This is a genomic window from Polaribacter cellanae (genome assembly GCF_017569185.1).
Classification (GTDB): domain Bacteria; phylum Bacteroidota; class Bacteroidia; order Flavobacteriales; family Flavobacteriaceae; genus Polaribacter; species Polaribacter cellanae.
On the sequence record NZ_CP071869.1, the window covers coordinates 3,321,279 to 3,347,913 of the forward strand.

A 26,635-nucleotide genomic window follows, 5' to 3' on the forward strand; every position below is an offset into this window, starting at 1 on the left:
ATTTTTTAGGTCTCGACTGCGCTCGACCTGACAATTAACTTACTAAATGTCTCCTCGAGTGCAGTCGAGAGGTTTTATGCAGAAAATGAATAAAATAATAATTATTGGTGGAGGAGCAGCAGGCTATTTTACAGCGATAAATGCGAAAGAAAATAATCCAGACTTAGACATTACAATTCTCGAAAAAGGAAAAGATGTTTTACAGAAAGTGAAAATTTCTGGAGGTGGAAGATGTAATGTAACACATGCTTGTTTCGAGCCAAAAGAATTGGTTAAATTTTATCCAAGAGGAGAAAAAGAATTACTCGGGCCTTTTCATCAATTTATGACGGGTGATACTTTCGAATGGTTTGATGATAGAGGAGTTCCATTAAAGATTGAAGATGATAATCGTGTTTTTCCAGAGGCAAATACGAGTCAGGCAATTATAGATTGCTTCCAAAAATCTGTTGATAAGTTAGGAATTAAAGTGTTAACAAATCATGGTGTAAACTCTGTTTATCAACAAGACAATCAGTGGGTTATTAACACAAAAGAGCAGGTGTTTAAAGCTGATAAATTAGTAATTGCAGCAGGAAGTTCTAAAAAAGTTTGGGCATTGTGCGAAACCTTAAACCACTCTGTAATAGAACCTGTTCCGTCTTTGTTTACCTTTAATATCAACGATAAAAGAATTGTAGATTTATTAGGAATCGCTGTTCCAAATGCAACTGTAAATATTTTAGGTACAAAATTACAAGCTTCTGGCCCTTTGTTAATTACACATTGGGGAATGAGTGGTCCAGCCGTTTTAAAACTGTCTGCTTTTGGTGCAAGAATTTTGGCAGATAAAAATTATCAATATAATATTAAAGTAAATTGGCTCTCAAGACCCACAGATAAAATATTAAATGTTTTACTGAATTTAAAAAAGAAAGAACCTCGAAAAACGGTGATTTTAAAATCGCCATTTACCGAAATTTCAAAAAGATTGTGGGAACGTTTTGTAAAGTTTTCAGATATCGATGCAAATCAAAATTGGGCAGATTTGAATTCTCGTCAATTAGAAAATTTGGCAAATCAGCTTACAAAAGGCGTTTACAACGCAAATGGTAGAACTACGTTTAAAGATGAATTTGTAACTGCTGGAGGAATCGATTTAAAGGAAATAAACTTTAAACGTTTTGAAAGTAGAAAATACAAAAATCTGTTTTTCGTTGGCGAAGTTTTAAATATTGATGCTGTAACTGGCGGTTTCAACTTCCAAAATGCGTGGACAGGTGGTTTTATTTGTGCAAAAGCTTTGACAGAAGATTAAAAATTATTGCCACGAATTCTCGAATTGTTTTTTAGAAAATGAATCGAAACAATTTTAAAAACTCTGCAAGAATTAAATAAGTGAAATTTTAAGTTTATAATCAAAAATTGTAAATTCTTGCATTCGTAGTAAAAAATGAATATTATTATGTAATAAAAATTGTTATTTAGAATGAAATCAAATGAAATTGAGAAAAAAATCAACTTATAGTTAAATAAGATTTCTCCATAAAGTCGAAATGACAGACTAAAAACCAACAATTAAAAACTAAAAACCAGTTTTATGGCACTAACAGAATCCAATAAATTTCCTACAGGAACAAAAGCACCCGATTTTACTTTACGAAATACAGTAAACGATAAAATGGTTTCTTTAACCGAAGCAAAAGGTAAAAAAGGAACCGTAATTATGTTTATCTGTAATCATTGTCCGTTTGTAGTTCATGTAAATACTGAGTTGGTGAAAATGGCGAATGAATACCAACAAAAGGGAATTGGTTTTATAGCCATAAGTTCTAATGAGATTGAAAATTACCCTCAAGATGCACCAAAATATATGAAACAAGTTGCCCAAAATTTAAACTATCCTTTTCCGTATTTGTTTGATGAAACTCAAGAAGTAGCAAAGAATTACGATGCTGCTTGTACACCAGATTTTTATGTGTTTGATGAAAATTTATTAACTGTTTATCATGGACAATTAGACAGTTCGAGACCCAATAATGGAGTGCCATTAACAGGAAAAGATATAAGAAATGCTTTAGATAATTTATTAGAAAATAAACCTGTTTTAGAAAACCAAAAACCAAGTGTTGGTTGTGGTATTAAGTGGAAGTAAGGGGGAGGTTTGCTAACTTAAAACGATTATGATATCGTTTAAATGATTTATTATTGTTTTTAGCGAAGTTAAATATACCTCAACCAAACCTAACAATTTCAAAAACTTTATATTTGATTTTTTAAATTCTTCAATATTTCAATAAAGGAAAAATGAACATAGAAAACGCACAAAAACAAGTAGACGATTGGATAAAAAATCACGGAGTTCGTTATTTTAATGAATTAACAAACATGGCGCAATTAACGGAAGAAGTTGGTGAAGTTGCTAGAATTATTGCAAGACGTTATGGAGAGCAAAGTGAAAAAGAGTCGGATAAAAATAAAGATTTAGGCGAAGAATTGGCAGATGTATTATTTGTGGTTTTATGTTTAGCAAATCAAACAGGAATCGATTTGCAAGATGCTTTTGAGAAGAAATTAGATATTAAAACAAAACGCGATCACAATCGCCATCATAACAATCAAAAATTAAAATAAAATGACTTTTTTAGAAAAAATAAAACAACCACTCTTCTGGTCTAATTTTGCAAAAGTTGCCATTCCTTTTTTTATTTTAGTAACTTTAATTTCGTTATTTTTAAATAGCTGGCGAGAAATTTTTGCTGGCGATTTTACAAAAGTAAACGAAGTGAATTTTGCTAATGGTAAATGGAAAACCTTCTGGGGCTTAAAGGTTGTAATTAGTACTTTTTATGGTATTTGGGTTACGAGTAAGAAGATGAAATAAGTATTAATATTGTCTCCTTGAGCGCAGTCGAAAGGTTATTAAGTTCTCGACTGCGCTCGAACAGACACTTCAAGAATTGAACAGAAATTCTAATCTAACTGAATCAAATCGATATCGCTTTCTTTTACTTTTTGGTTTAATTCTCTTACTCCATTTACAAACAAAGTGTTTAGTTTTGCCAATTCTGCATCAATCTCTTTGGTAATTTCATTCTTAAAATCTATGGCTTGTTGTGTTGGAGCATAGTTTCCAATTCTGGTTAAAGAGTTTAAATGCGCCAATTTATTATTTAAACGAATTGGATAATTCAAAGGATCTTGTCCGCTTTTAGATTTTGTTTGATACAAAGTTTCTTCAATTTTGGTCATGTCTTTTACCAAAGTATCTGCATAATCTAACAACGCTTTGTGCTTTTCTTTGTCCTTAATAGATTTTTGTAACACCCCAACTTGACTTCGAACTTTCTTTACATTTTTTAAAGCCTTGTGTATTTCCGTCATTTTTGTGTTGATATCATTTATGAAATCAAACTGTGCTTTCATATCACTTTGGGTAGCCTCAGAAGTTGGGTTTCTCAAAATATTAAAATTTTGAGTCATTTTTTTATCATTTACAGTCAATTCAACTTTATAGTTTCCAGGTAAAGCCATTGGTCCACTTAAAGAAGCCCACCAAAGAATCATTCCTTTTATAGACTCAGCTCCAGGATACATCATGTTCCAGTAGAAAATATTATTTCCGTCTTTTACTTTTAAAGTTTCTTCCTTCTTTTCTTTATTGGGTTTTGTAGCATACTTTTTGATAAGGTTGTCATTTGCATCGTAAAAAGATAAAGAAATAGTGTCTTTTTCCTCATTATTTTTAATAAAGTAATTTACAGCAACACCTCCTGGATGATTTGTTCCAGCAGTTCTCGAAGTTCTTCCAAGACCACCACTCATATTATAAGCATCTTTTGGTTCGTATAAGAAAACATCTTTCTCTGTTGCTTTCGTTAGCTGATGAATTGGTGTTAAATCATCAATAATCCAAAGAGAACGACCTTGTGTTGCCGCAATTAAATTATCGTTTTTAATGGTTAAATCTGTAATAGGTACAATTGGTAAGTTTCGCTGAAAAGATTCCCAATCTTTTCCATCATTAAAAGAAATATACATACCTCTTTCTGTTCCAGCATACAACAAGCCTTTACGTTTTGGGTCTGCTCTTAGAGCTCTTGTAAAATCTTCGTTTCCAATTCCATTTACAATTAATTTCCAAGATTTTCCGTAATTTTCTGTCTTGTAGATGTAAGGTTTGTAATCTCCAGATTTGTATTTTGTGCCCACAATATAAGCACCACCTTTTGTAAACGGATCTACTTCAATGCAATTTATCATCATCCATTCTGGCATTTTCTTTGGAGTTACATTGTCCCAAGAATCTCCATTATTTTTAGAAACATGCACCAAACCATCGTCTGAACCCGTCCAAATTAAACCAGCTTCGTAAGACGATTCTGTGGCAGCGAAAATAGTTCCATAATATTCTACACCAGTATTGTCTTGTGTAATTGGTCCGCCAGAAGATTTTAAAGTTTTTGGGTCGTTTCTTGTTAAATCTGGACTAATTAATTTCCAAGATTGTCCTTCATTTTCTGTAACGTGCAAATGATTAGAAGCTGCATACAAACGTTTTTTGTTATTTGGCGAAAAGAAAATCGGGAAATTCCATTGAAAACGATATTTAAAATCTTCAGCTCCATGACCCATAGGATCGTCTGGCCAAACATTTATGGCTCTTGTTTCTCCTGTTTTATGATTTTTTCTGGTTAACAAACCTCCATAACTTCCACCATAAACAATATCATCATTTAAAGGATCTACAGCAATATGCGCACTTTCTCCACCAGCAGTAGCTTCCCAATCCGATTCTGTAATAAAACCGCCAGCAGTTCTATGAGAAATTCTTACGGTTGAATTGTCTTGTTGCGCCGCTAAAATTCTATATGGAAAATGGTTATCTGTAGTAACTCTGTAAAATTGTGCAGTTGGCTGATTCATATACGTGCTCCAATTTTCACCAGCATCAAAAGAAATTTGCGCTCCTCCATCATCTCCAATAATCATTCTTTGGTTGTTTTCTGGAGCAATCCATAAATCGTGATGATCTCCATGAGGTGCATTGTAAGTCGAATATGTTTTTCCTCCATCTGTAGATTTGTGGTAACGAACATTCAACACATATAATATATCTTCATCTTGTGTATCTGCATACAAACGTGTATAATACCAGGCTCTTTGACGTAATTTTCTCTCAGAATTTATCAAACGCCAAGTTTTCCCAGCATCTGTAGATTTGTATACACCACCTTTTTCATTTTCAATTAATGCCCAAACAATATCAGAATTTACTGGAGAAACTGTAACACCAGAAATTCCCCAAATACCTTTTGGCAATCCTTTATTTGCAGAAATGTTGGTCCAAGTTTCTCCCTCGTCTGTACTTTTAAACATGGCAGAACCTTTTCCGCCAGAAGATAAGCTGTAAGGAGTTCTTCGAACATCCCAAGTGGTTGCGTATAAAATTCTTGGGTTGTTTGGGTCGATAATTAAATCGATTACTCCAGAATTCTCATCAGAAAACAATACTTTTTTCCAGTTTTCTCCACCATCAATAGATTTGTAAACACCTCTTTCTTGGGTTGGTTTGTATAAATCGCCCATAACTCCTGCAAAAACGATATCTGGGTTTTTAGGATGAATTCTCATTCTTGGAATATGGCGTGAGTTTTTTAAACCTATGTGTTTCCAAGTTTTTCCTGCGTTTACCGATTTCCAAATTCCATCTCCAGAAGAAACATTTCCACGAACGGTTTTTTCTCCCATTCCAACATACATTACATTATTATCCGATTCAGAAACAGCTACAGACCCCACAGAACCACCGAAAAATCCGTCGGAAATATTTTGCCAAGTATTACCAGCATCTGTAGTTTTCCAAACACCACCACCAGTTGCTCCCATGTAAAAAAGATTTGCTTTTCCAGAAACGCCAGTAACAGCAGCACTTCTTCCACCTCTAAAAGGGCCAATATTTCGCCATTTTACTGCGCTAAAATATTCGTTAGAAACTTTGTTAGCATTTTTTTGTGCATTAACTTTGGCATTCGCAGAGAAAATCATGCAAATTACCAGAAAAAGATATTTTTTCATGTTTGGTAAGTTGTGGTTTTGAGGTTTAAAAATAAGAATTAAAATCAAGTTTTAGAATGGACATATTGTTAAATGTTTTAGAGGATAAAAAAATAAAGGAAGAAATAACAATTTCTGGTTCTAAAAGTGAATCTAATAGATTACTTATTTTACAAAACTTGTTCCCTGAAATTGCGATTGAAAATGTATCAGACTCAGACGATTCTATTCACATGCAACACGCTTTATCTACTGATAAAGAAACTGTAGATATTGGGCATGCAGGAACAGCAATGCGTTTTTTAACTTCCTATTTTGCAGTAAAAGAAGGTAGAGAAACTGTGCTTACAGGTTCCGAAAGAATGCAAAATAGACCGATTGAAATTTTGGTAAACGCCCTAAAAGATTTAGGCGCAGAAATTTCTTACGAAGATAAAGTTGGGTATCCACCAATTAGAATAAAAGGAAGAAAATTAACAACAGATAAAGTACAAATTAACGGAAACGTAAGTAGCCAATATATTTCTTCTTTACTATTAATCGCTTCAAAATTAGAAAACGGATTAACCATAGAATTGGTAGGAGAAATTACCTCAGTTCCTTATATAAATATGACATTGAGTTTGTTGCACCAATTAAATATTGATGCCAATTTCGAAGGAAATATCATAAAAGTACTTCCGAAGAAAGAAATTGTAAAACAAACAGTTGTAGTAGAAAGCGATTGGTCTTCTGCAAGTTATTTTTATTCAATAGTTGCATCTGCAGAAATTGGTTCTACTATAAAATTATCAGCCTATAAAAAAGAAAGTTTACAAGGCGATTCTTGCTTGGCAGAGATCTACCAACATTTTGGAGTTTCAACAACTTTTGGTGCCAATTTTATCATCTTAAAAAAAGAAAAAGCAACCGATAAAAATGTTTTGGAGATCGATTTAAGAGATGCACCAGATATTGCACAAACCATTGCAGTTACTTGTTTTTCTGAAGGAATTTCTTGCAATTTAACAGGTTTACACACGTTAAAAATTAAAGAAACAGACAGGTTAGAAGCTTTAAAAGAAGAATTAACCAAATTAGGAGCTTCTATTTCAGTAACTAACAAGAGTTTGCATTTAGAAAAATCATTAGAAATTAACGAAAATATTTCTATAAAAACCTATAACGATCATCGAATGGCAATGGCATTTGCGCCTTTGGCATTAAAAGTTCCTATTAAAATATTAAATGCGGAAGTAGTTACAAAATCGTTCCAGAAATTCTGGGAAGACATGCAACAAATTGGTGTTAAAATAGATAAACTATAAATTAATAGGCGAAACACTTGACAACGCCTATTTCCATATCGTATATTTGCCATCCTTATAGCAAAATAAATATATGAAATTATCACATTTTGAATTTGAGTTACCAGAAGAGTTATTAGCAGTTTATCCAGCAGAACACAGAGATGAATCTCGTTTAATGGTTTTGGATAGAAAAACTCAAACTATAGAACACAAACAATTTAAAGACGTTATAAATTACTTTGATGAAGGTGATGTATTAATGTTGAACAATACCAAAGTTTTCCCAGCAAGAATGTTTGGAAACAAAGAAAAAACAGGTGCAAGAATAGAGGTTTTTCTTTTAAGAGAACTAAATGCAGAAAATAGATTGTGGGATGTTTTAGTAGATCCAGCAAGAAAAATTAGAATTGGAAACAAATTATTTTTTGGCGAAGACGATAGTTTAGTAGCAGAAGTTATAGACAATACTACTTCTAGAGGTAGAACATTACGCTTCTTATTCGATGGTTCTTACGAAGAATTTAGAGCCAAATTATTGGAATTAGGGCAAACACCTTTACCAAAAGAAATAAATAGAGAGGTAGAAGCCATGGACGAAGAGCGTTACCAAACTATTTTCGCAAAACACGAAGGAGCTGTAGCTGCACCAACTGCTGGTTTGCATTTTTCGAAACATTTAATGAAGCGTTTAGAAATTAAAGGAGTCGATTTTGCAGAAATGACGTTACATGTTGGTTTAGGAACTTTTAGTGCAGTTGAAGTAGAGGATTTATCGAAACATAAAATGGATTCCGAGCAAATTGTAATTCCGGCTGCAACAGCAGATAAAATTAACAAAGCGAAGAAAGAAAAAAGAAGAATTTGTGCTGTAGGTACTACTGTTATGCGAACTATAGAATCTTCGGTTTCTTCGAAACAAGAATTAAATGCATTCGAAGGTTGGACGAATAAATTTATTTTTCCACCACACGATTTTAGCATTGCAAACGCGATGATTACCAATTTTCATCCACCAAAATCTACCTTAATGATGCAGTCTGCTGCATTTGCAGGATACGATTTCTTAATGGAAGCCTACAAAGAAGCTATAAAAGAAGGATATAAATTCTCGACTTACGGAGACGCAATGTTGATTCTCTAATTTATTCCATAAAAGAATAATATAAAATTTAAAGACTGACGATGTATAATTGTCAGTCTTTTTGTTATTTGGGCGTTCCCTAAAAAGGTCACGCTTTCCATTATATCTTTTTATGCAGAACTTGTTTCAGTATCTAAATAATATATTTCAAAACTATAATTAATTGAGTATAAATATGCTGAATTGATATCCCAGCATAAAAAGGGTGCTATTTCAATCGCTAACGCACCTATTTGCCAGGGCAAACTCATGCTCTAGAAAAATCTAATTTTTGCCACGAATGCACTATTATTTTGATGATAAAATTCAATTGCAATGGGTTTTAACCCATTGAAAATATGTTTAAAATAATGTTGGCTTTAGCCAAACTGTTTCCAAAGGTTCTGTGTTTTTGGCTAAAGCCATCTGTGTAATTTATCGTTTTCATCCAGCTAAAGCTGGACGCAATTGACAGGATTCTATATCAGAGAAAACACATACTCTAAAAAAGTGTGAGTTTGCCCTGACGTATTTGCAGCTTTATTCATAACTTCAAATTATATGCGTATTTTTGCAAAATTAAACTGTCATTCCTGTGAAAATAGGAATCTAAAATCATAGAAAACTTGACAAAAAAGAAAGACATAAGAGCCTTAACAAAAGAACAATTAAGAGATTTTTTTGTAGAAAATGGCGACAAAGCATTTCGTGGAAATCAGGTTTATGAATGGCTTTGGAGCAAGTCTTTGCATACTTTCGAAGCAATGACAAACATTTCTAAAGAAACCAGAGAAATGTTAGAAGAAAACTTTGTTATCAACCACATCAAAGTAGATTCTATGCAAAAAAGTAAAGATGGTACCATAAAAAACGGCATAAAATTACACGATGGTTTGGTGGTAGAATCCGTTTTAATTCCAACTCCAAAAAGGACCACAGCCTGTGTTTCCAGTCAAGTTGGTTGTAGTTTAGATTGTAAATTCTGTGCAACTGCACGTTTAAAAAGAATGCGAAATCTAAATCCAGACGAAATTTACGACCAAGTAGTTGTAATCGACAAACAAAGTAGATTATACCATAATAAAAAACTAACCAACATTGTTTTTATGGGAATGGGAGAACCCTTAATGAACTATAAAAACGTGCTAAAATCTATTGAGATGATTACTTCACCAGAAGGTTTAGGAATGTCGTCTAAAAGAATTACGGTTTCCACTTCTGGAGTGCCAAAAATGATTAAAAAAATGGCAGACGAAGAAGTAAAATTCAATTTAGCAGTTTCATTACATTCAGCAATAGATGAAGTTCGCACTTCAATTATGCCTTTTAATACAACTTTTCCTTTAGCCGATTTAAGAGAATCTTTAGAATATTGGTACGAAAAAACAAAAAGAGCAATTACCTACGAATATATTGTTTGGGGTGGCATTAACGACCGAAAAGAAGACATTAAAGCATTGGTAGAATTTTGTAAATATGTGCCATGTAAAATCAATTTAATCGAATACAACCCCATTGACGATGGCGAGTTTCAACAAGCAAGTGCATCTGCAATAAATAATTATATTTCTAATTTAGAAATGAACGATATTACAGTAAACGTAAGACGTTCCAGAGGAAAAGATATAGATGCCGCTTGTGGGCAATTAGCGAACAAAGCGTAGGTTTCAAACACGGATTTCACAGATTTTCACGGATTATTTGCGCAATTTTATCCATCCAAATCCGTGAAATCTGTGTTTTTTTTCTAACATCAAAATCCATCAACTTTACATTTAAGAGTTTTTCACACAATTTACCCATCCAGATCCGAGCAAATCCGTGAAATCTGTGTCTTTATTTTCGTTATTTATAAATATTTACAAGTTTTTATCCAATTTTATCCATCCAAATCTGAGTAAATCTGTGAAATCTGTGTCTTTTTTTTCTAACATCAAAATCCATCAACTTTACATTTAAGAGTTTTTCAGACAATTTACCCATCCAGATCTGAGCAAATCCGTGAAATCTGTGTCTTTTTTTCAACATCAAAATCAAATAACTTCTTGTTTAAATTTTGTATTTTCGCAGTTCGATACTTGAAAATAACTTCAGTATAAATGAAGCCTGTAGAACTTATAAAACTTCCCATTAAAAATGAAATGGAACTCTTTGAAGAAAAGTTCAAAGCGTCTATGCTTTCTAAAGTTCCATTACTAAACAGAATTACCTATTATATTGTAAGAAGAAAAGGAAAACAAATGCGACCAATGTTTGTTTTTTTAGTAGCAAAAATGGTTTCTAATGGTGGTTTTGACGAGCGAACTTACAGGGGCGCCTCAGTAGTAGAATTAATTCATACAGCAACTTTAGTCCATGATGATGTGGTTGATGATTCTAACAGAAGAAGAGGTTTTTTCTCTATTAATGCACTATGGAAAAATAAAATTGCGGTTTTAGTAGGCGATTTTCTCTTGTCTAAAGGATTGTTGTTATCTATTGATAATGAAGATTTTGACTTGCTAAAACTAATTTCTATTGCGGTTCGTGAAATGAGCGAAGGCGAGTTACTTCAAATTGAAAAAGCTAGAAAACTAGACATTACAGAAGCCGTTTATTTTGATATTATTCGTAAAAAAACGGCCACTTTAATTGCGGCTTGTTGTGGAATTGGAGCTGCTTCTGTTGGGGCAAACCAAGATTGTGTGCAACAAATGCGAAAATTTGGAGAATACATAGGTATCGCTTTTCAAATTAAAGACGATTTGTTCGACTATTCTGAAGAAAAAATAGGAAAACCAACAGGAATAGATATCAAAGAACAAAAAATGACCTTGCCTTTAATTCATACGTTAAATAACTGTTCTAAAAAGGAAAAAGCATGGTTAATCAATTCTATTAAAAAGCACAATAAAAATAAAAAACGAGTAAAAGAAGTCATTGCTTTTGTAAAACAAAATGGAGGGATAGAATATACAACCACCAAAATGAACGACTACAAAAACAAAGCATTGGCAATTTTAGAGGATTTCCCAGAATCTGAATACAAAAAATCTTTAAACACTATGATTGAATATGTGGTAGCTCGTAAGATTTAGTTTTTTTACTGCTTAAGTTTTTCTATTTTTGGATTTCTTACAAAAAGAAAAAAACTATGAAATTTAACCGATTTTCAATACTTTTTATTGCTTTAATATTTTCAAATTTTGCTTTTTCACAAAACAATTTAGGTTTTAATCTGCCGACTTCAAATGCGCAGAGAACCCAAAAATGTAATTATTTTGCGAGTGCTTTCAAACAAAAACCAAAAGAAGTACAGTTTAGCATTGTAAGAGAAGGAAACAAACTCTTTTTTAGTACAAACGATAAAAAATGGTTTTCTACAGTTTTTAAAAAATCGGGAGATGGAATTGCCATAGATGTAGTTTCAAAATCGATGTACGATTGTGGTAAAGAAGTAAACAAATCGCAAATAAAAGGAACAGTTTTACCACCAGTTTTTGCTCAAAAATTAATGAGAGGTTTTAAGAAAACAGTTGGTTCTAATCGAGTACAAACTTTTATTGGAACAATTCCTGCGAAATTGAAAGACGAGGAATTGGAATTTAACATCCTGTTTTTGAATGATAAAACGTTGTGTCGTTATCAACGCATTTACAATTTGGAAGCGTATGCTTGGGATTTGTTAGATATGGGTGTTTATTTAGATTCGCTTACTTATAAAGACAAGAAAATTATGACTTCAGACAGGTTTGAAACAAAATACAAAACCTTAAAATTTGTAATTCCTTTTGAGAAAAACAAAGCAACATATTCCAAAGAAGACATAAAACCTTTGTACGATAGTTTAAAACTAACCGATTTCAACATCAAAAAAATTAACATAAAAGCGTATTCTTCCATTGAAGGAAGTTTAAAAAGAAACTTAGAATTACAGGAAAAACGTGCAAATAGTATTGCAAAATCGTTACAATCTTTTCAAAAACCAAACATTGTTACAGAGATTTCTTCTTCGGAAAATTGGGTAGAATTTTTAAACGATATTTCCAATACAAAATATAAAGATTTAAAGAAATTATCGAAGAAAGAAATAAAGCAAAAAGTAGTTGGAGCAACTTCTAAAGACCTAGAAAAGTATTTAAAAAACCATAGAAAAGCCGTAATTATTTTAGATTTAGACAGGAAAGACCAATATAAAGACATGTCTAAAGAAAAATTGGTTGGCATTTTTAACGACTTTGTTTTAAAAGGTTTTGTAGACAAAGCTTTGGTGGTTCAAAACTCCATTTTCGATAAGTTGAAAGATGAAAACTCTCCAGATTTATTAAATAAATTAAACGTTCCAAAACAGTTAAAATTTATACCTATTTTAAATAAAAATAGCATTATTAAATATGTTTTAGATGTAAGTTATGCAAAAATCGCTTACGGAGAATTAAAAAATTTAGAGAAAATAGATCCAAATAATAAAAGCATTAAATACAATATTGTAGTGGTAAAGTTTATTATGTGGAGAAATAATTGGGAGAAAATAGATGAGAAAGCTTTTAAAAATCAAATTTTAGCATTAAAAAAATACGGTATTACCCAGAATTTAATTGACAGAATGTTGGTGAATTACAATATTGTAATGGCAGAAAAAAATATGCGAGCAAGAAAATACGATGCTAAAGACGAATCTGTAGATTTTATTGTGGATACCTATGAGAATTTTAACCTTTCTAATTACGATTATTTGAGTTTAGCACAGTTTTTAACCTATTATGCAAACACAGACGAAGCAACCGAACTTTTAGACGAGAAAGTGAGAACAATTACTGTAGATGAAGATTTGTTATACTATTATTTAAACCTTACTTTAATTGATCCTTATGCTGTGGAAACGCAAGATTACAGAACAATTATGCTAAATGCGATTGAAATGAATAAAGAACGTTTCTGTAAATTATTTAGCTCTTCTTTAGATAAAGGAGTTACTTTCCAGTTATTAGAAAACAAATATTTAAGAGCTACTTATTGTGAGAATTGTGCTAACAAATAAGAAAATTGGGAAAAACGCCAGAAAATATTGAGTACTATTTAAATCCAAAAAACGATAAAGATTATCTTCAAGATTTATTATTTAGAGTAAAGCAATCTTTTGAAAATCAAGAAAATGTTGTTTTTAAAATTGTGAAAACCAAAGAAAAAGGGTTTTCTGTAAAAGTTGGCGGTTTATTTGCATTTGTGTCTTTTAATCATTTTTCTTGGTCATATCCTTCTTTTGAATTTTGGCAGAATATTTCAGAACATCTCATTGGTAAATATTTTACAGGTAGAATTTATAAATTAAAAGAAAAACCAATCTTAATTCAAATAGATGCAAAAGAAAAAGTATTTGAAAAAGTAATACTTAAGGAATATTATAGATATAAAGGTGTTATTTTACAAAAGACAAAGTATGGACTTTTTGTAGATTTGGGTGTACATTTTAATTGGAAATTTGGTTCAATTATTGGATTGATTCACAAATCTACTTTAATGAATGTGATCGACTATGATAATTGGAATGCTGGAGATAAAATAACTACCCTATTTTTAGGGTATAATGAAGATAAACAACTTATTCTTGGAGATAATATTGCAAAGGGAATTTTTTTTAGGAAGCAATTAGGCGGTTTAATAGGAACGGTTCAAAAAGTAAATGTAGTAATAAATAAAAATGGAGAAACTGAATATTTTGTTTTTGGAAAATACAAAGCAATAATTCCGATAAAAAAAGAATTTTACCCAAATTTTAGAACAACTGCAAAAAAATACACTTACGAATTAAAAGATGGAGATGAAATAGAATGTGAAATTATTAAGATAAATAAAAAAAGAGATTGTTTTATTCTAAAGTTATTGATTGAACCACCATCTAATTAAAATATTTTTTTTTCAACCTCTGTTTCAGGATTTTTCTATATTGAAGATGCATTTTTTTTTTCGAAGAAAGGAGCCATATTATAATTCTAAAAGTTCTTCCACAAATTCTCTGGAATTAGACAAACGAGGTACTTTATGTTGGCCACCTAATTTGTCTTTTTTCTTTAACCAACTATAAAATAAGCCCTCTTTTGCTTTGTGAACTTTCGGCGCCATCAACGTCATGTTTTGATAACGTTTCGCTTCATAATCAGAATTTATTGCCTTTAAAGCATTGTCTAACATTTCTGTAAAAAAGGAAATATTTTCTGGCGATTTTTCGAATTCTATAATCCATTCATGTCCGCCTTTTTCTTTTCCTTCCATAAAAATTGGACCCACTGTATAATCTTTAATGGTGGCTTCTGTTTTCTCACAAGCCAATCTTAAAGCTTCTTCAGCATTTTCAATAATTAACTCTTCCCCAAAAACATTAATATGATGTTTTGTACGACCTGTAATTTTAATTCGGTATGGATCTAAATTTGTAAATTTTACAGTATCGCCAATTAAATAACGCCATAAACCTCCATTTGTGGTAATTACAATGGCGTAATTCACACCTTTTTTTACTTCAGAAAGTGGAATCGCAACAGAATTTTCTCCATGGTATTTGTCCATAGGAATAAATTCGTAAAAAATTCCATAATCTAACATTAGCAACAATTCTTTAGAACCATTTCTATCTTGAATTGCAAAAAAACCTTCGGAAGCATTGTAAATTTCGTAATATTTAAATTCCTTTTTCGGAATTATTTTTTTGTACTGTTCGCGATACGGATTAAAGTTTACACCACCGTGAAAATAGACTTCTAAATTTGGCCAAACTTCCAGAATATTATCTTTTCCTGTTCGTTCTAAAATTCGATTTAATAAAACAAGCATCCAACTTGGAACGCCTGCTAAACTTGTAATATTTTCATTGATTGTTTCATCTATAATCGCATCCATTTTGGTTTCCCATTCGCCCATTAACGCAACTTCTTGGCTTGGAGCAGAACTAAAATCTGCCCAAAAAGGCATATTTTCTATAATTATTGCAGATAAATCTCCAAAATAAGAATCGTTATCTCTGTAAACGTCGGAACTTCCTCCCAAACGCAATCCTTTTCCAGTAAATAACTGTGTTTTCGGGTTGTTGTTAATATACCAGCAAAGCATATCTTTTCCTGCTTTCATGTGGCAATATTCCAAAGCCTCGTCACTTACAGGAATAAATTTACTTTTCGAATTTGTAGTTCCGCTCGATTTTGCAAACCATTTTATCGGCGAAGGCCAAAAAACATTCTGTTCTCCCCTTCTGCAACGCTCAATTAAGGGCTCAAAAGTTTCGTATTTTTGAATAGGAACTCTTTCCGCAAAATCTCTATAGTTTTTTATGGAAGAAAACTCGTTCTGTTTTCCAAATTCAGTGTTTTTAGAAGAACTAATCAGTTTTAATAAAAGTTCGTTTTGAACATCAATAGGATATTTTAAAAAAAGTTCTATTTGATGTTTTCGCTTCTTTAAAAACCAAGAAATAATAGAATTGATAATCTGAAACGCCATAGAAATTCGTAAGTTTGTTTAGTTGGATTTTAAAACGAAAAGCACTTTAAAACCGAAGTTTAAAAATACTAAAATTTGTGAGATGACATACCAAGGAGTTTTAAAAAAAATGAAAACGGAAAACGCGGAAGAAATTCAATATTATTTAGACATGAATTCCGATTTTTTAAACATGAATCAGCTGTTAAATAAGGAATTTACGATTTCTTTTGTGAAATACGAATGTTTAAATTGTCATTTAGAAAAAGAAATATATAGACAAGGATTTTGTAAATCGTGTTTTTTCGACATTCCTTCTGCTGGAGATTGGATTATGAGACCCGAATTAAGCACAGCACATTTAGACCAAGAAGACCGTGATTTGGTGTACGAAAAATCGGTGCAACTACAACCACATATTGTGTATTTGGCAAATTCTAGCAACGTAAAAGTGGGTGTTACCAGAAAAACACAAGTTCCAACACGTTGGATAGATCAAGGAGCACACGAAGCCATAGAAATTGTGGAAGTGCCCAACAGATATTTAGCAGGAATTACAGAAGTTGCCTTAAAAGAGCATGTTGCCGATAAAACCAATTGGCGAAAAATGCTAAAGAACGATGTAGATGATGAAAATTTAGTGGAATGGCGAAATAAATTAGAACAATACATTCCTGAGGAAGCCAAAGCATATTTTATAAACAGTAATTCTGAAACGAATTTAAACTTTCCTGTAAAAAAATATCCATTAAAACCTAAGAGTTTAAATTTGATAAAAACACCTATTTATAAAGGAAAATTAGTCGGAATAAAAGGACAATATTTAATTTTTGAAGACGAAACGGTTTTTAATGTAAGGAGTAATGAAGGTTTGGTGGTTTCTATAGAAATATAAAAAATGAATAAGTTTCTTATTTTCTTGATTGTGATTTTTTCTTGTAAGAAGGAGGTTTATTATTATCCATCAAAATCTTTTTTTGATGAAAATAAACCTAAAGAAATTATTATTGAAAATTTAAGCTATGGAGAAATTGTAGATTCTTTAACAAATCAAATATTTAAAGGGAAAAGACACTTTATTGAAATTAAAGACTCCAACAAAATCTATAAAATATCACCTTTTACTTATACAGGTGGATATATAAGAGAGAGAAATGGGCTTTATATAAGAAATGATAGTTTAGATTTGATGAAGGGTATGTTTCCCATAAGCGATTTATCTAAATATTTAAAATTGCACTATGAAAATAATGACAAAGAATACTATTATGCTTTTTCTTATAAAAGAGCTTATATTAGGTTAATTTTAGAAAGAGATGATAGTTCGGGAAAATTGAAAAAGATACTTTTAAATTTAGTGGAAGTTTACAATAAAACTGATATTAAAAATAAAGATAGTATCAAATTAGGTATTATGTTAGACTATCTTTTGAAACCAGTTTTTCCACTTACACCACCTCTAAGTCCAAATGAAATAATCGAAGAATTATGAATAGTAATTTATTAAAAGTAGCATTAGCGCAAATTTCTCCAGTTTGGTTAAACAAAGAAAAGACAATCCGAAAAATTGAGAAATCTATTTTAGATGCATCCAAAGAAAACTGCGAATTAATTGTTTTTGGAGAAGCATTATTACCAGGTTATCCATTTTGGATTGCATTAACAAATGGCGCAACATGGAATTCTAAAACTCAGAAAGAAATTCATGCACATTATGTAAGAAATTCTATTACCATAGAAAAAGGAGAGTTAGATTCCATTTGTAAATTGGCAAAAGAAAACAAAATTGCTATTTATTTAGGAATTATGGAACGCGCACAAAATAGAGGAGGGCATAGCATTTACGCTTCTTTAGTGTATATAAATGAAGAAGGTAAAATAAAATCTGTCCATAGAAAATTACAACCAACATTTGATGAGCGACTAACCTGGGCTCCAGGAGATGGAAATGGTTTGCAAGTACATTCATTAAAAGATTTTACTTTGGGCGGTTTAAATTGTTGGGAAAATTGGATGCCTTTACCAAGAACAGCGTTGTATGGTTTGGGAGAAAATTTACACATTGCAGTTTGGCCTGGAAGCGATTATAATACCAAAGATATTACACGTTTTATCGCAAGAGAATCGCGTTCTTTTGTAATTTCTGTTTCCAGTTTAATGGCAAAAACCGATTTTCCAAAAGACATTCCACACTATAATAAAATAGTAAAAGATGCACCCGAAATTTTAGCAAATGGAGGTTCCTGTATTGCTTCTCCTGATGGAGAGTGGTTGGTAGCACCAGTTTTGCATAAAGAAGGTTTAATTATAGAAACACTCGATTTTAATCGTGTTTTAGAAGAAAGACAAAATTTTGATGTTGTTGGACACTATTCAAGACCAGATGTAACAAAGTTGCATATAAATAGAGAAAGACAAAGTACGGTTTCTTATGAGGATTAAGATTTTGTTTGAAAAAACAGGAACGCAAAGTCACACAAAGGTTCACAAAGAAACATACTATAGAGTATGAGTTTCTTCCCTTTGGGAAGATTAAGATGGGATTTTGTTTTCAACCAACTTTTCCAAAACACTCTCAACCCCAAGGTGATTATTACTTTTAGTAGCATGTTTTGCAATTTCTTTAATATCTTCATGAGCATTTTCCATAGCAAAACTAAACTCAGCTTCTTGTAACATTTCAATATCATTATGGTAATCGCCAAAAACCATGGTTTCTTCTTTGGTTACATTTAAGATTTTTTGAATTGCTTTTAAAGCGTTCCCTTTATTAGCTTTATCAGTAGAAATGTCTAACCAATTTTGTCCAGAAACTTTTAAAAGATAATCGTTTTTTAAATGTTCTATTTCAGGATAAATAAATTTTTCCGAAGAATTAAAATGATACACAGCAATCTTTAAAATAGGAGTTGTTTTTGCAATTTCAACTAAATCGTCCACTACTTGATAGCTATAATAATATTCTTGAAATAAATTAATAAAACGAGCATCTTTACTTTCTATATATGCTGAATCTTGTGAACACAAGACCATATTTGCTCCATCAATTTTTCGTAGAGTAGGAATAATATCAATAATTTTATCTGAATTTAAAGAATTTAAAAGTAAAACTTCCTCTCCTTTTTTAGCAATTGCACCATTTTCTGCAATTACATAAATCTCATTTTTAATAGGTGCTAATTTATCTACAATGCTATTGTATTGTCTTCCGCTTGCGGCACAAAAATGAATATTTTTTTCTTTTAATTTTTGAAAAAGTTCAAAAAAAGATGTACTTACTTCATTATTAGAGTTTAGTAACGTTCCATCCATATCAGAAACAACTAACTTTATTTTCTTTAAATTCATAAATGGAATTCTTATCGGTAAAAAGTGGTTGGAATTAGGCTTTTTTTGTAGAATTACGCTCTACCAAATCGGTTTTAATAATAACGGTTTGTGGTGCTTCTTTAACGTCCGATTTATCTTCCAATCTGTTAATTAGCATTTCTGCTGCAGTTGCTCCCATGATTTCTCCATGCTGACTTACAGTCGTTAATTTTGGGCTAGAATGTCTTGCCAAAATTCCGTTAGAAAAAGAAACTACAGAGAAGTTTTCTGGTATTTTATGTCCGTTTTTTTGTGCAACTTTCATTGCTGCAATTGCAGAAGATTCGTCTGTTGCAATAACTGCATCTATTTTATTTGCATCGAAAATTGGTTTTAAAATACTTTCGTAATTTTTATAATCTTCATCAATAATATTAATAATTATATGATTGTCGACTGCTAAATTTGCATTTTCTAAACCTTTTAAATAACCTTGATGTCTTTTTTTACCTACTTTTAAATTGCTAATTGTAGATATAAAAGCAATGTGTTTACATCCCGTTTTTGCTAAATATTTAACCGTTTTTGCAGCTCCGTCAAAATCGTCTGTAATTACTTTGTCGCATTTAATAGGTTCTGCAACTCTATCGAACATTACAATTGGAGTTCCATTATCTATTAAATCTTTCAAGTGTTTAAAATCGTTTTTTAGCACAGTTTCTTCTGCAAGCGATAAAATAAAACCATCGATACTTCCATTAGAAAGCATTTCTATGGTTTCCACCTCTTTTTGAAAAGATTCATTGGAAATACAAGAAATAATTTTATAACCTTTTTCGTTAGCTACTTTTTCCATGCCGTTAAAAACTTGGGCGAAAAAATAGTTTAACATATTCGGGATTAGAATTCCTATTGTTTTCGTCTGCCTATTTTTTAAGCTTAACGCATTAAAATTAGGTTTGTAGTTGTTTTCTTTAGCGTATTTCTGAATTTTCTCTTTCGTACTTACACTAATTTCATAACTATCATTCAACGCTTTAGATACTGTTGAAATAGAAACATCAAATTCTTTAGCAATGTCTTTTATGGTAAGTCTTTTCATATATGATAAAATATAAGCTACTAAAATACAAAAATCTCATCAGAAATAGAGAGTACTATAAAGATTTTACAATTTCTTCATTTTACAATTTTGCTGAAGCTCATAAACCAAGAAAGAAAAAACCGCTAAATATTCTAAACCAACAAGCCATAAATTTTCTTTCCATGGATTATTAGCATACGCTTGGTAAGTTAAAACGATTACGAAAGTCCAAACTACTGGAAATTTATATTTCGTAAAAACAGATAAAATTAAAGGTGTTGCTAAATACCAAGGATGCACTGTAGTGGCTGTAAAATAGTAAAAACACAAACTAAATAACATGGCAGTTATCAATTGTTTTAAATTGCTGTTTTTTCTAAAAAAAGTAATAAAAATTAGAAATAAAACAGTTAAAATAGGTGTGATTTTTCCAATAATTGCAATTTCATTATATCCTCTAAATAAGTAGCCAATTTCTCGAAAAATGTAGTAGAAACTTGCATTAAATTCGAAATTTCGAAACCATAAACCAACCGAGTTGGAGTAATTTGCTATTAATTCTGAAGAATAAAAGGGAAGAAATAATAGGAGGGTGGTTGCTAAAATTATTGTGTAAAAACCGATTAATTTCCAAACCTCAAAGGTTTTAAAAACCTTTGAGGTTTTGCGATACGAAACAAACCACTGAAAAAACAAGGGTAAAAATAGTAATGGAATCAATTTTATGGAAACAGAACAAGCGATTAAAACGGCTGCCCAAATCCATTTTTGTTGATGTAATTTGTACAAACCCCAAACCAAGAAAAATAGCATTACAGATTCGAAATGTAAATTTCCTGTCATTTCTATGATAACAAACGGATTCAAAACATACCAAAGAATATTTTTTATTGGTAAATTTAATCGTTCCAATAGTTTTTTTCCGAAGTATAAAATACCAATATCTGCCAAAATAATAATACTTCGAAGTACAATTACAGAACCGAAAATACTTTTACTCGCAAAAATTGCAGCAATTAAAAAACACAACTGATTTAATGGTGGGTAATTTGTATAGTGGCTCCCATTTAATTCGCCCATTCCACGATACAATTCCACAGCATCTAAAACTGGTGTTAAGTTTTGTTGTATAAAATTTTCTGGTAATGATAAATACGGATTAAAACCATTAAAAATCATGCGACCATCCCAAATAAAACGATAGAAATCTTGTGATAAATTTGGAATTGAAAATAAGAACACAATCCTGAAAAGCATCATAATGCCTACATAAGTGGAAAAAGGAATGCTTTTATTTTTCAATATAAAATAGAAACAAGCGAACAAAGAAAACCAAAGAAATAAAAGCGGATAAAAACTGGTTCTTTCTAAAAAATAGGCAAAGAAAAAATACAGAATTACGCTGCTACTAATTAAAAATAAGGCTTTATTTTTTTCTGATAAAGGCATTATGCTTTGGAGAAAATAGATTTAAAAAACACGTAACTAAAACCAATAAAAAGCATTAAGTGGAAAGGGAAAAGACCGAAATCGCCATCTTCATTCCCTACAATAAATGCGCTGTACATTCCATAAGCGAAATAAATGGCTAAAACACCTTCGATAATTACGTGCCCAGATGGTTTTTGTTTGATGTACTTGTTGGTTTTCCAAGCGTCTTTTATATTTTTAATATTGAATTTTGGGGTTCTTATAAATTCACTTTTTTTACCAAAATGACCTTCTAAAACTGCAATTGTATTGTGTAAAGAAAACCCCATTGCAATAGAAAAGAAAGTGAAAAATGCACCAATATATTTTATAAAATTTAAGAAACCACCTCCATAAATATTTTTGTACATGTGCCAATAACAGATAAAAAATATTAAAGAACTTATTACAAAAAAGCTCATCACATAAAAATATATCTTTAAATGTTCGAACTCATTTTTAATGTATAACATTGGAATACTTAAAACCGCCACTAAAAAAATACAGGTAAACATAGAACTGTTTAGTAAATGCAAAATACTGTGTATTTTTGTTTTAAAAGAAATATTTTTACTTCTTATTACACGACGCATCATTTTTTGAAAATTCTCTGCACCACCTTTGTTCCAACGAAATTGTTGCGATCTTGCTGCGCTAATAACAATTGGTAATTCTGCAGGTGTTTCTACATTTTCTAAGTACTTAAATTCCCATTTTTTTAACTGTGCTCTGTAGCTTAAATCTAAATCTTCTGTAAGTGTGTCTCCTTCCCAATTGCCTGCATCGTAAATACATTCTTTACGCCAAACACCAGCAGTTCCATTAAAATTTATAAAATGTCCTTTGCTATTTCTACCCACTTGTTCTAAAGTAAAATGTGCGTCTAAAGCAAAAGCCTGTATTTTAGTTAACGTAGAATAATTTCTATTGATGTGTCCCCAACGTGTTTGAACCACCCCAACTTTATCATCCTTAAAATAAGGAACAGTTTGGTGCAACCACGTTTTTTGTGGTAGAAAATCGGCATCGAAAATGGCAATAAACTCTCCTTTTGCTATTTTTAAACCTTCTTTAAGTGCACCCGCTTTAAAACCTTGTCTGTTGCTACGTCTAATATGTTTTATATCGATTCCTTTTTCTTGAATTTTTTTGATATGTTTTGCAGTCGTTTCGATAGATTCGTCTGTAGAATCGTCTAAAACCTGAATTTCCAATTTATCTAAAGGATATTGTAATTTTGCGATATTTTTTAGCAAACGTTTCATTACATACAATTCGTTATAAACAGGCAATTGTATGGTTACGAATGGAATTTTATCGGGATTTGTAAAATCGAATTTCTTTGAAGTATCTGTTTTTTTTTGCGCTTTTAAATAATTGAAGAGCAAGTTTAATTGTGCCAAAGCATACATGAAAATAAGCAGTAGCGATATTGAATAAATTACAATTGTTATTACGACGATAGTATCTAATATCATTACTTGAAACTATATTTAAAAATCCAACCTAAAATTTTAATTCCGGCCATAATACTTCCTTTTATGGTTCCAGAAACCTTAGAAACGCCAATTCTGTTTCTGTATTTTACAGGAATTTCTACGTAAGACATTTTATGCTTTAATACTTTTAATTGCATTTCCACGGTCCAGCCATAGGTTTTATCTTCCATATTTAAGGCTAGCAATTTATTATATTTAATCGCTCTAAAAGGGCCTAAATCTGTAAATTTTGCTCCAAAAAATATTTTCATTAAAAAAGTTGCTAACCAATTTCCAAAAACTTGTTGTGGAGTCATAGCACCATTTTCACGAAGATATTTTGCACGAGCACCAATTACAAAATCGATATTTTTATTAATAATAGGAGATATAATTTCTGTTAATTGTTCTGGATAATCGGAATAATCGCCATCTAAAAAAACAACAATGTCTGGTTTTATTTCTTGGTTTGCAATATATTCTATTCCTTTTAAACAAGCATAACCATAGCCTTTTCTATCTTCAGATAAAACAGTTGCACCAGCATTGTAGGCATTTTCTTTTGTATTATCTGTAGAATTATTACTAATAACAATAATTTCTTGTACGTTTTTAGGAATATCTTTTATAACATTTCCAATGGAATCTTGCTCGTTATAAGCAGGAATTATTACTTTAATTTTTAAATTCATTAAAATTTTGTGTTTGGGTTGTCTCTCTTAAAACTAAAATAAGAAGTCCATTCTCCAATTTTTTTATTAGACTTGTAACGTTCGGTTTTTTTTAGACGATTTTTATAATAAATTAAAGAATATCCATCTTTTTTACCATTCTTATACTGAATTTTTGTCTTTGTGTCTTTATCGTAAAAAATCCACCAATTACTAGCTTTATTATTTATATAACTACCTTCTTTAAGTAGTTTATTATTTTTTGCGTAAAAGTACCAATAACCTGTTTTTTTATCATAATTAAAATGACCTTTTTTTTCTATATTTCCATTTGTGTAATAAAAAGTCCAAAAATCTACTTTTTGCTCATTTAGTATCCATCCTGCAGATTTTAAATTGCCTTTTTCATCATGATTTTTAACAAATTCTTTTTGGTTTGTGGTTGTTAAGAAAAATAAAACGGTCATATATTTTAGAAACATATTCTTTAAATTTTAATGTTTTCATTTTAAAAAAAAACTATCTAAATAAGATAGATACCTTTATTTAATGTTTTTTTAAGCTTTGGTTAATCTCTTGTTTTTGTTGTCGTTTTAAATAAGACAAACTTTCATGTGCAACACATTTTATATACGAGTTTTTTAATTTTTTGGTTTTTTTAAAGAAAAATAAAACCGCAAGCTTCTTTTTCTCGTATATAAAGTGTCACTAACAAAAAAAAACTAAAATTATGACAAACAAAATGAAAACAGTTATAGGTTTATGCCTATTATTATCGAGTGTATGTATTGCACAAAGTCCAGTGAATGGTTTTATGAAAAAATCTGGAGAAGGGTCTGTGGTCTTATCCTATTCTAAAGAATCTTATAGTAAAGTTTTTTTAGTACCCAATGAAATTAATGGTGTACCTACTTTTAACGATGTAATTATTAGTAGTGTATCGTTTTTTGGAGAGGTTGGTGTTTCAGATAACTTTAATGTAGTTTTAAATGTACCTTATATTAGAGCAGAAGGAAATGCTTCTGATGCAGTTTTAGCAAATAATGGTTTTGAAAACGAAAGAAAAGGAGTTCAAGATTTAAAAGTATATGCAAAATATAGGTTTCATACCATTAATTTTGAGAAAAGTACCTTAGACTTTATTGGTGCTGCTGGTATCGAAACGCCTATAGGAAATTATAATGCAGATGAAGATTTACAATCTATTATTGCAATTGGTAACCAGGCAACTACGTATAATGCTTTTGGTATTGCTACTTTTAAATTACAATCTGGTTTTTTTACAACAGGTCAATTAGGGTATAGTGTAAGAAGTAATGAAGTGCCAAATGCATTATTAAGTGAGTTAAAAATTGGTTATGCTGCTTCTAAATTTTATGTAGATGCTTTTGTTGCAAATCAATTATCAGATGATAGTGGAGTAGATATTTTAGGAGAAGGTTTTACCGGATTTTTTCCTGCAACGCGTGTAAATTATACAAGAATTGGTGTCAATGCTTTTTATCCATTTACAAAAGAAATAGGAGTTACAGCAGGAACAAATGCTTACATTTCTGGTAGAAACTTAGGGAAAGCTACTGGATTTTACGGAGGATTGGTATACTCATTTTAATTAAAAACTTAACAAAACTTACAATTATGAAAAATTTATATATTTTAAAATACACGCTAATTTCTATCATTACAATTAGCTTTTTATATTCATGCGAAACAGCCTCTAGTTACGAGGACGAATTACCTTCAATTGCAAATATTGCAGTTTCTAATGCCGATTTTAGCACACTAGAAACAGCAGCAGTTGCAGGAGGCGTTGTTGGAGATCTAAGTAACTCTAACCCAGATGATCCAAGTGGAGCTTATACAGTTTTTGCACCTACGAATGGTGCATTTGCAAGGTTAGGATTAAATAGTGAAACACTTGGTGTGCTTCAAAAATCGTTTTTAAAGAATACATTATTATATCATGTTTCTAATGGAAATTTAAAAGGGAGCTCTATTAGTAATGGAGGATCTTCTATATCTGCGCTTGCAGTAGACAGACGTTTTATTACTCGTGGAAACGATACTTACATTAACGGATCGAAAATTCTTGCTACAGATGTTATGGCAAGTAATGGTACTGTTCATGTAATTGATAAAGTAATGATTGCAAGTGGAGCAGATATTGTTCAAACAGCAATCGCATTACAAACAGCGAAAGTATTTACAAATCCAGAATTAACTTATTTGGTAGAAGCAGTAATTTATGCAGAGTTAGTAGATGCACTTACAGCTTCAAATGGAAGTTCTTCTTTTACAGTGTTTGCGCCAACTGATAAAGCTTTTGTAGAATTAGGAGTGGCACTTGGTTTAACATTCGAAAAGCCAGCAGATATTCGTCAATTACCAAAAGAAACAGTGCAAAAAGTGCTTTTAAACCACGTAATTGCAAATGATGGGAAATTTACATCAGAATTAAACGCAGGTACAGTAACTACTTTAAGTGGAGACGATTTAACTTTAGGGGCTTTTACAAATGGAACTCTTACTGTTACAGGTGTTGGAAATGGAGGTAACGTTGCAAATATGGGAATACCAGATGTGCAAACAACCAATGGTATTGTACACGTTATCGATAGAGTGTTATTGCCAAACTTATAAAAACTTTTTTTTTGAGTGATTGATTGATTTGATTTAATAAGCCACAGATTTTATCTGTGGTTTATTTTTTTACAAGAGTTTTTTTT

23 protein-coding genes are annotated in these 26,635 nt (G+C 31.0%); 15 read left to right on the forward strand and 8 right to left on the reverse strand.

Going from position 1 to position 26,635, the window contains the following annotated elements; genetic code table 11:
- Nucleotides 1-85: 85 nt before the first annotated feature.
- The 4 genes from J3359_RS14895 (at nucleotide 86) to J3359_RS14910 (ending at nucleotide 2,863) form a co-directional block, all read left to right on the forward strand.
- Entirely contained in the window at nucleotides 86-1,297 is a 1,212-nt protein-coding gene (locus tag J3359_RS14895; RefSeq protein ID WP_208077737.1) for a BaiN/RdsA family NAD(P)/FAD-dependent oxidoreductase, read from the forward strand.
- A gap of 282 nt (nucleotides 1,298-1,579) precedes the next feature.
- On the forward strand, nucleotides 1,580-2,134 hold the full coding sequence (locus J3359_RS14900) for a thioredoxin family protein (RefSeq protein WP_208077739.1): 555 nt from the start codon (nucleotides 1,580-1,582) through the stop codon (nucleotides 2,132-2,134).
- A 152-nt stretch (nucleotides 2,135-2,286) separates the two neighbouring features.
- Complete coding sequence (locus tag J3359_RS14905; RefSeq protein ID WP_208077741.1) at nucleotides 2,287-2,613, forward strand: nucleotide pyrophosphohydrolase; 327 nt, start codon at nucleotides 2,287-2,289, stop codon at nucleotides 2,611-2,613.
- A gap of 1 nt (nucleotide 2,614) precedes the next feature.
- Nucleotides 2,615-2,863 (forward strand): hypothetical protein, encoded by a 249-nt coding sequence (locus tag J3359_RS14910; RefSeq protein ID WP_208077742.1) that lies wholly within the window; start codon nucleotides 2,615-2,617, stop codon nucleotides 2,861-2,863.
- Between the two features lie 89 nt (nucleotides 2,864-2,952).
- On the opposite strand, the gene J3359_RS14915 is transcribed toward J3359_RS14910, so the two are convergent.
- Complete coding sequence (locus J3359_RS14915; RefSeq protein WP_208077744.1) at nucleotides 2,953-6,057, reverse strand: VPS10 domain-containing protein; 3,105 nt, start codon at nucleotides 6,055-6,057, stop codon at nucleotides 2,953-2,955.
- 56 nt (nucleotides 6,058-6,113) lie between these two features.
- On the opposite strand from J3359_RS14915, the gene J3359_RS14920 reads away from it, so the two are divergent.
- The 6 genes from J3359_RS14920 (at nucleotide 6,114) to J3359_RS14945 (ending at nucleotide 14,331) form a co-directional block, all read left to right on the forward strand.
- Nucleotides 6,114-7,343, forward strand: a complete 1,230-nt coding sequence (locus tag J3359_RS14920) for a 3-phosphoshikimate 1-carboxyvinyltransferase (protein WP_208077745.1) — start codon at nucleotides 6,114-6,116, stop codon at nucleotides 7,341-7,343.
- A gap of 73 nt (nucleotides 7,344-7,416) precedes the next feature.
- The gene (queA, locus tag J3359_RS14925) at nucleotides 7,417-8,466 is read left to right on the forward strand and encodes a tRNA preQ1(34) S-adenosylmethionine ribosyltransferase-isomerase QueA (RefSeq protein WP_208077746.1); all 1,050 of its coding nucleotides are present in this window, start codon (nucleotides 7,417-7,419) and stop codon (nucleotides 8,464-8,466) included.
- A 605-nt stretch (nucleotides 8,467-9,071) separates the two neighbouring features.
- Nucleotides 9,072-10,109 carry a dual-specificity RNA methyltransferase RlmN gene (gene rlmN, locus J3359_RS14930; RefSeq protein ID WP_208077747.1) on the forward strand — a complete coding sequence of 346 codons (1,038 nt, stop codon included), beginning with the start codon at nucleotides 9,072-9,074 and terminating at the stop codon, nucleotides 10,107-10,109.
- Between the two features lie 435 nt (nucleotides 10,110-10,544).
- On the forward strand, nucleotides 10,545-11,522 hold the full coding sequence (locus J3359_RS14935) for a polyprenyl synthetase family protein (protein ID WP_208077748.1): 978 nt from the start codon (nucleotides 10,545-10,547) through the stop codon (nucleotides 11,520-11,522).
- Nucleotides 11,523-11,578: 56 nt separating this feature from the next.
- On the forward strand, nucleotides 11,579-13,465 hold the full coding sequence (locus J3359_RS14940; protein WP_208077749.1) for a hypothetical protein: 1,887 nt from the start codon (nucleotides 11,579-11,581) through the stop codon (nucleotides 13,463-13,465).
- Between the two features lie 5 nt (nucleotides 13,466-13,470).
- The gene (locus tag J3359_RS14945; RefSeq protein WP_208077750.1) at nucleotides 13,471-14,331 is read left to right on the forward strand and encodes a hypothetical protein; all 861 of its coding nucleotides are present in this window, start codon (nucleotides 13,471-13,473) and stop codon (nucleotides 14,329-14,331) included.
- Between the two features lie 78 nt (nucleotides 14,332-14,409).
- On the opposite strand, the gene J3359_RS14950 is transcribed toward J3359_RS14945, so the two are convergent.
- Complete coding sequence (locus J3359_RS14950; RefSeq protein ID WP_208077751.1) at nucleotides 14,410-15,918, reverse strand: GH3 auxin-responsive promoter family protein; 1,509 nt, start codon at nucleotides 15,916-15,918, stop codon at nucleotides 14,410-14,412.
- A gap of 82 nt (nucleotides 15,919-16,000) precedes the next feature.
- Here J3359_RS14950 and J3359_RS14955 point away from each other — a divergent pair, with 82 nt between their 5' ends.
- The 3 genes from J3359_RS14955 to J3359_RS14965 are packed head-to-tail and all read left to right on the forward strand — an operon-like array spanning nucleotide 16,001 to nucleotide 18,339.
- Complete coding sequence (locus J3359_RS14955) at nucleotides 16,001-16,792, forward strand: DUF2797 domain-containing protein (RefSeq protein WP_208077753.1); 792 nt, start codon at nucleotides 16,001-16,003, stop codon at nucleotides 16,790-16,792.
- A 3-nt stretch (nucleotides 16,793-16,795) separates the two neighbouring features.
- Complete coding sequence (locus J3359_RS14960; RefSeq protein WP_208077755.1) at nucleotides 16,796-17,389, forward strand: hypothetical protein; 594 nt, start codon at nucleotides 16,796-16,798, stop codon at nucleotides 17,387-17,389.
- Nucleotides 17,386-18,339, forward strand: a complete 954-nt coding sequence (locus tag J3359_RS14965; RefSeq protein ID WP_208077757.1) for a carbon-nitrogen hydrolase family protein — start codon at nucleotides 17,386-17,388, stop codon at nucleotides 18,337-18,339. Before J3359_RS14960 ends, J3359_RS14965 begins: the two co-directional genes overlap by 4 nt.
- 90 nt (nucleotides 18,340-18,429) lie before the next feature.
- On the opposite strand, the gene J3359_RS14970 is transcribed toward J3359_RS14965, so the two are convergent.
- The 6 genes from J3359_RS14970 to J3359_RS14995 form a co-directional block, all read right to left on the reverse strand.
- A complete protein-coding gene (locus tag J3359_RS14970) occupies nucleotides 18,430-19,245 on the reverse strand; it encodes an HAD family hydrolase (protein ID WP_208077759.1) in 816 nt (271 codons plus the stop codon).
- Nucleotides 19,246-19,279: 34 nt separating this feature from the next.
- Entirely contained in the window at nucleotides 19,280-20,308 is a 1,029-nt protein-coding gene (locus J3359_RS14975) for a LacI family DNA-binding transcriptional regulator (RefSeq protein WP_208077761.1), read from the reverse strand.
- A 66-nt stretch (nucleotides 20,309-20,374) separates the two neighbouring features.
- Nucleotides 20,375-21,739 carry an MptA/MptB family glycosyltransferase gene (locus J3359_RS14980; RefSeq protein ID WP_208077763.1) on the reverse strand — a complete coding sequence of 455 codons (1,365 nt, stop codon included), beginning with the start codon at nucleotides 21,737-21,739 and terminating at the stop codon, nucleotides 20,375-20,377.
- The gene (locus tag J3359_RS14985) at nucleotides 21,739-23,238 is read right to left on the reverse strand and encodes a cellulose synthase family protein (protein WP_208077765.1); all 1,500 of its coding nucleotides are present in this window, start codon (nucleotides 23,236-23,238) and stop codon (nucleotides 21,739-21,741) included. Before J3359_RS14985 ends, J3359_RS14980 begins: the two co-directional genes overlap by 1 nt.
- Nucleotides 23,238-23,930 carry a glycosyltransferase family 2 protein gene (locus J3359_RS14990; protein ID WP_208077767.1) on the reverse strand — a complete coding sequence of 231 codons (693 nt, stop codon included), beginning with the start codon at nucleotides 23,928-23,930 and terminating at the stop codon, nucleotides 23,238-23,240. The genes J3359_RS14985 and J3359_RS14990 overlap by 1 nt, the downstream gene beginning before the upstream one ends.
- Nucleotides 23,930-24,391, reverse strand: a complete 462-nt coding sequence (locus J3359_RS14995) for a toxin-antitoxin system YwqK family antitoxin (RefSeq protein ID WP_208077769.1) — start codon at nucleotides 24,389-24,391, stop codon at nucleotides 23,930-23,932. The genes J3359_RS14990 and J3359_RS14995 overlap by 1 nt, the downstream gene beginning before the upstream one ends.
- Before the next feature lie 260 nt (nucleotides 24,392-24,651).
- On the opposite strand from J3359_RS14995, the gene J3359_RS15000 reads away from it, so the two are divergent.
- Together J3359_RS15000 and J3359_RS15005 are read left to right on the forward strand one after the other, a co-directional pair.
- A complete protein-coding gene (locus J3359_RS15000) occupies nucleotides 24,652-25,521 on the forward strand; it encodes a hypothetical protein (protein ID WP_243765933.1) in 870 nt (289 codons plus the stop codon).
- Between the two features lie 26 nt (nucleotides 25,522-25,547).
- A complete protein-coding gene (locus J3359_RS15005; protein WP_208077772.1) occupies nucleotides 25,548-26,549 on the forward strand; it encodes a fasciclin domain-containing protein in 1,002 nt (333 codons plus the stop codon).
- Nucleotides 26,550-26,635: the final 86 nt, after the last annotated feature.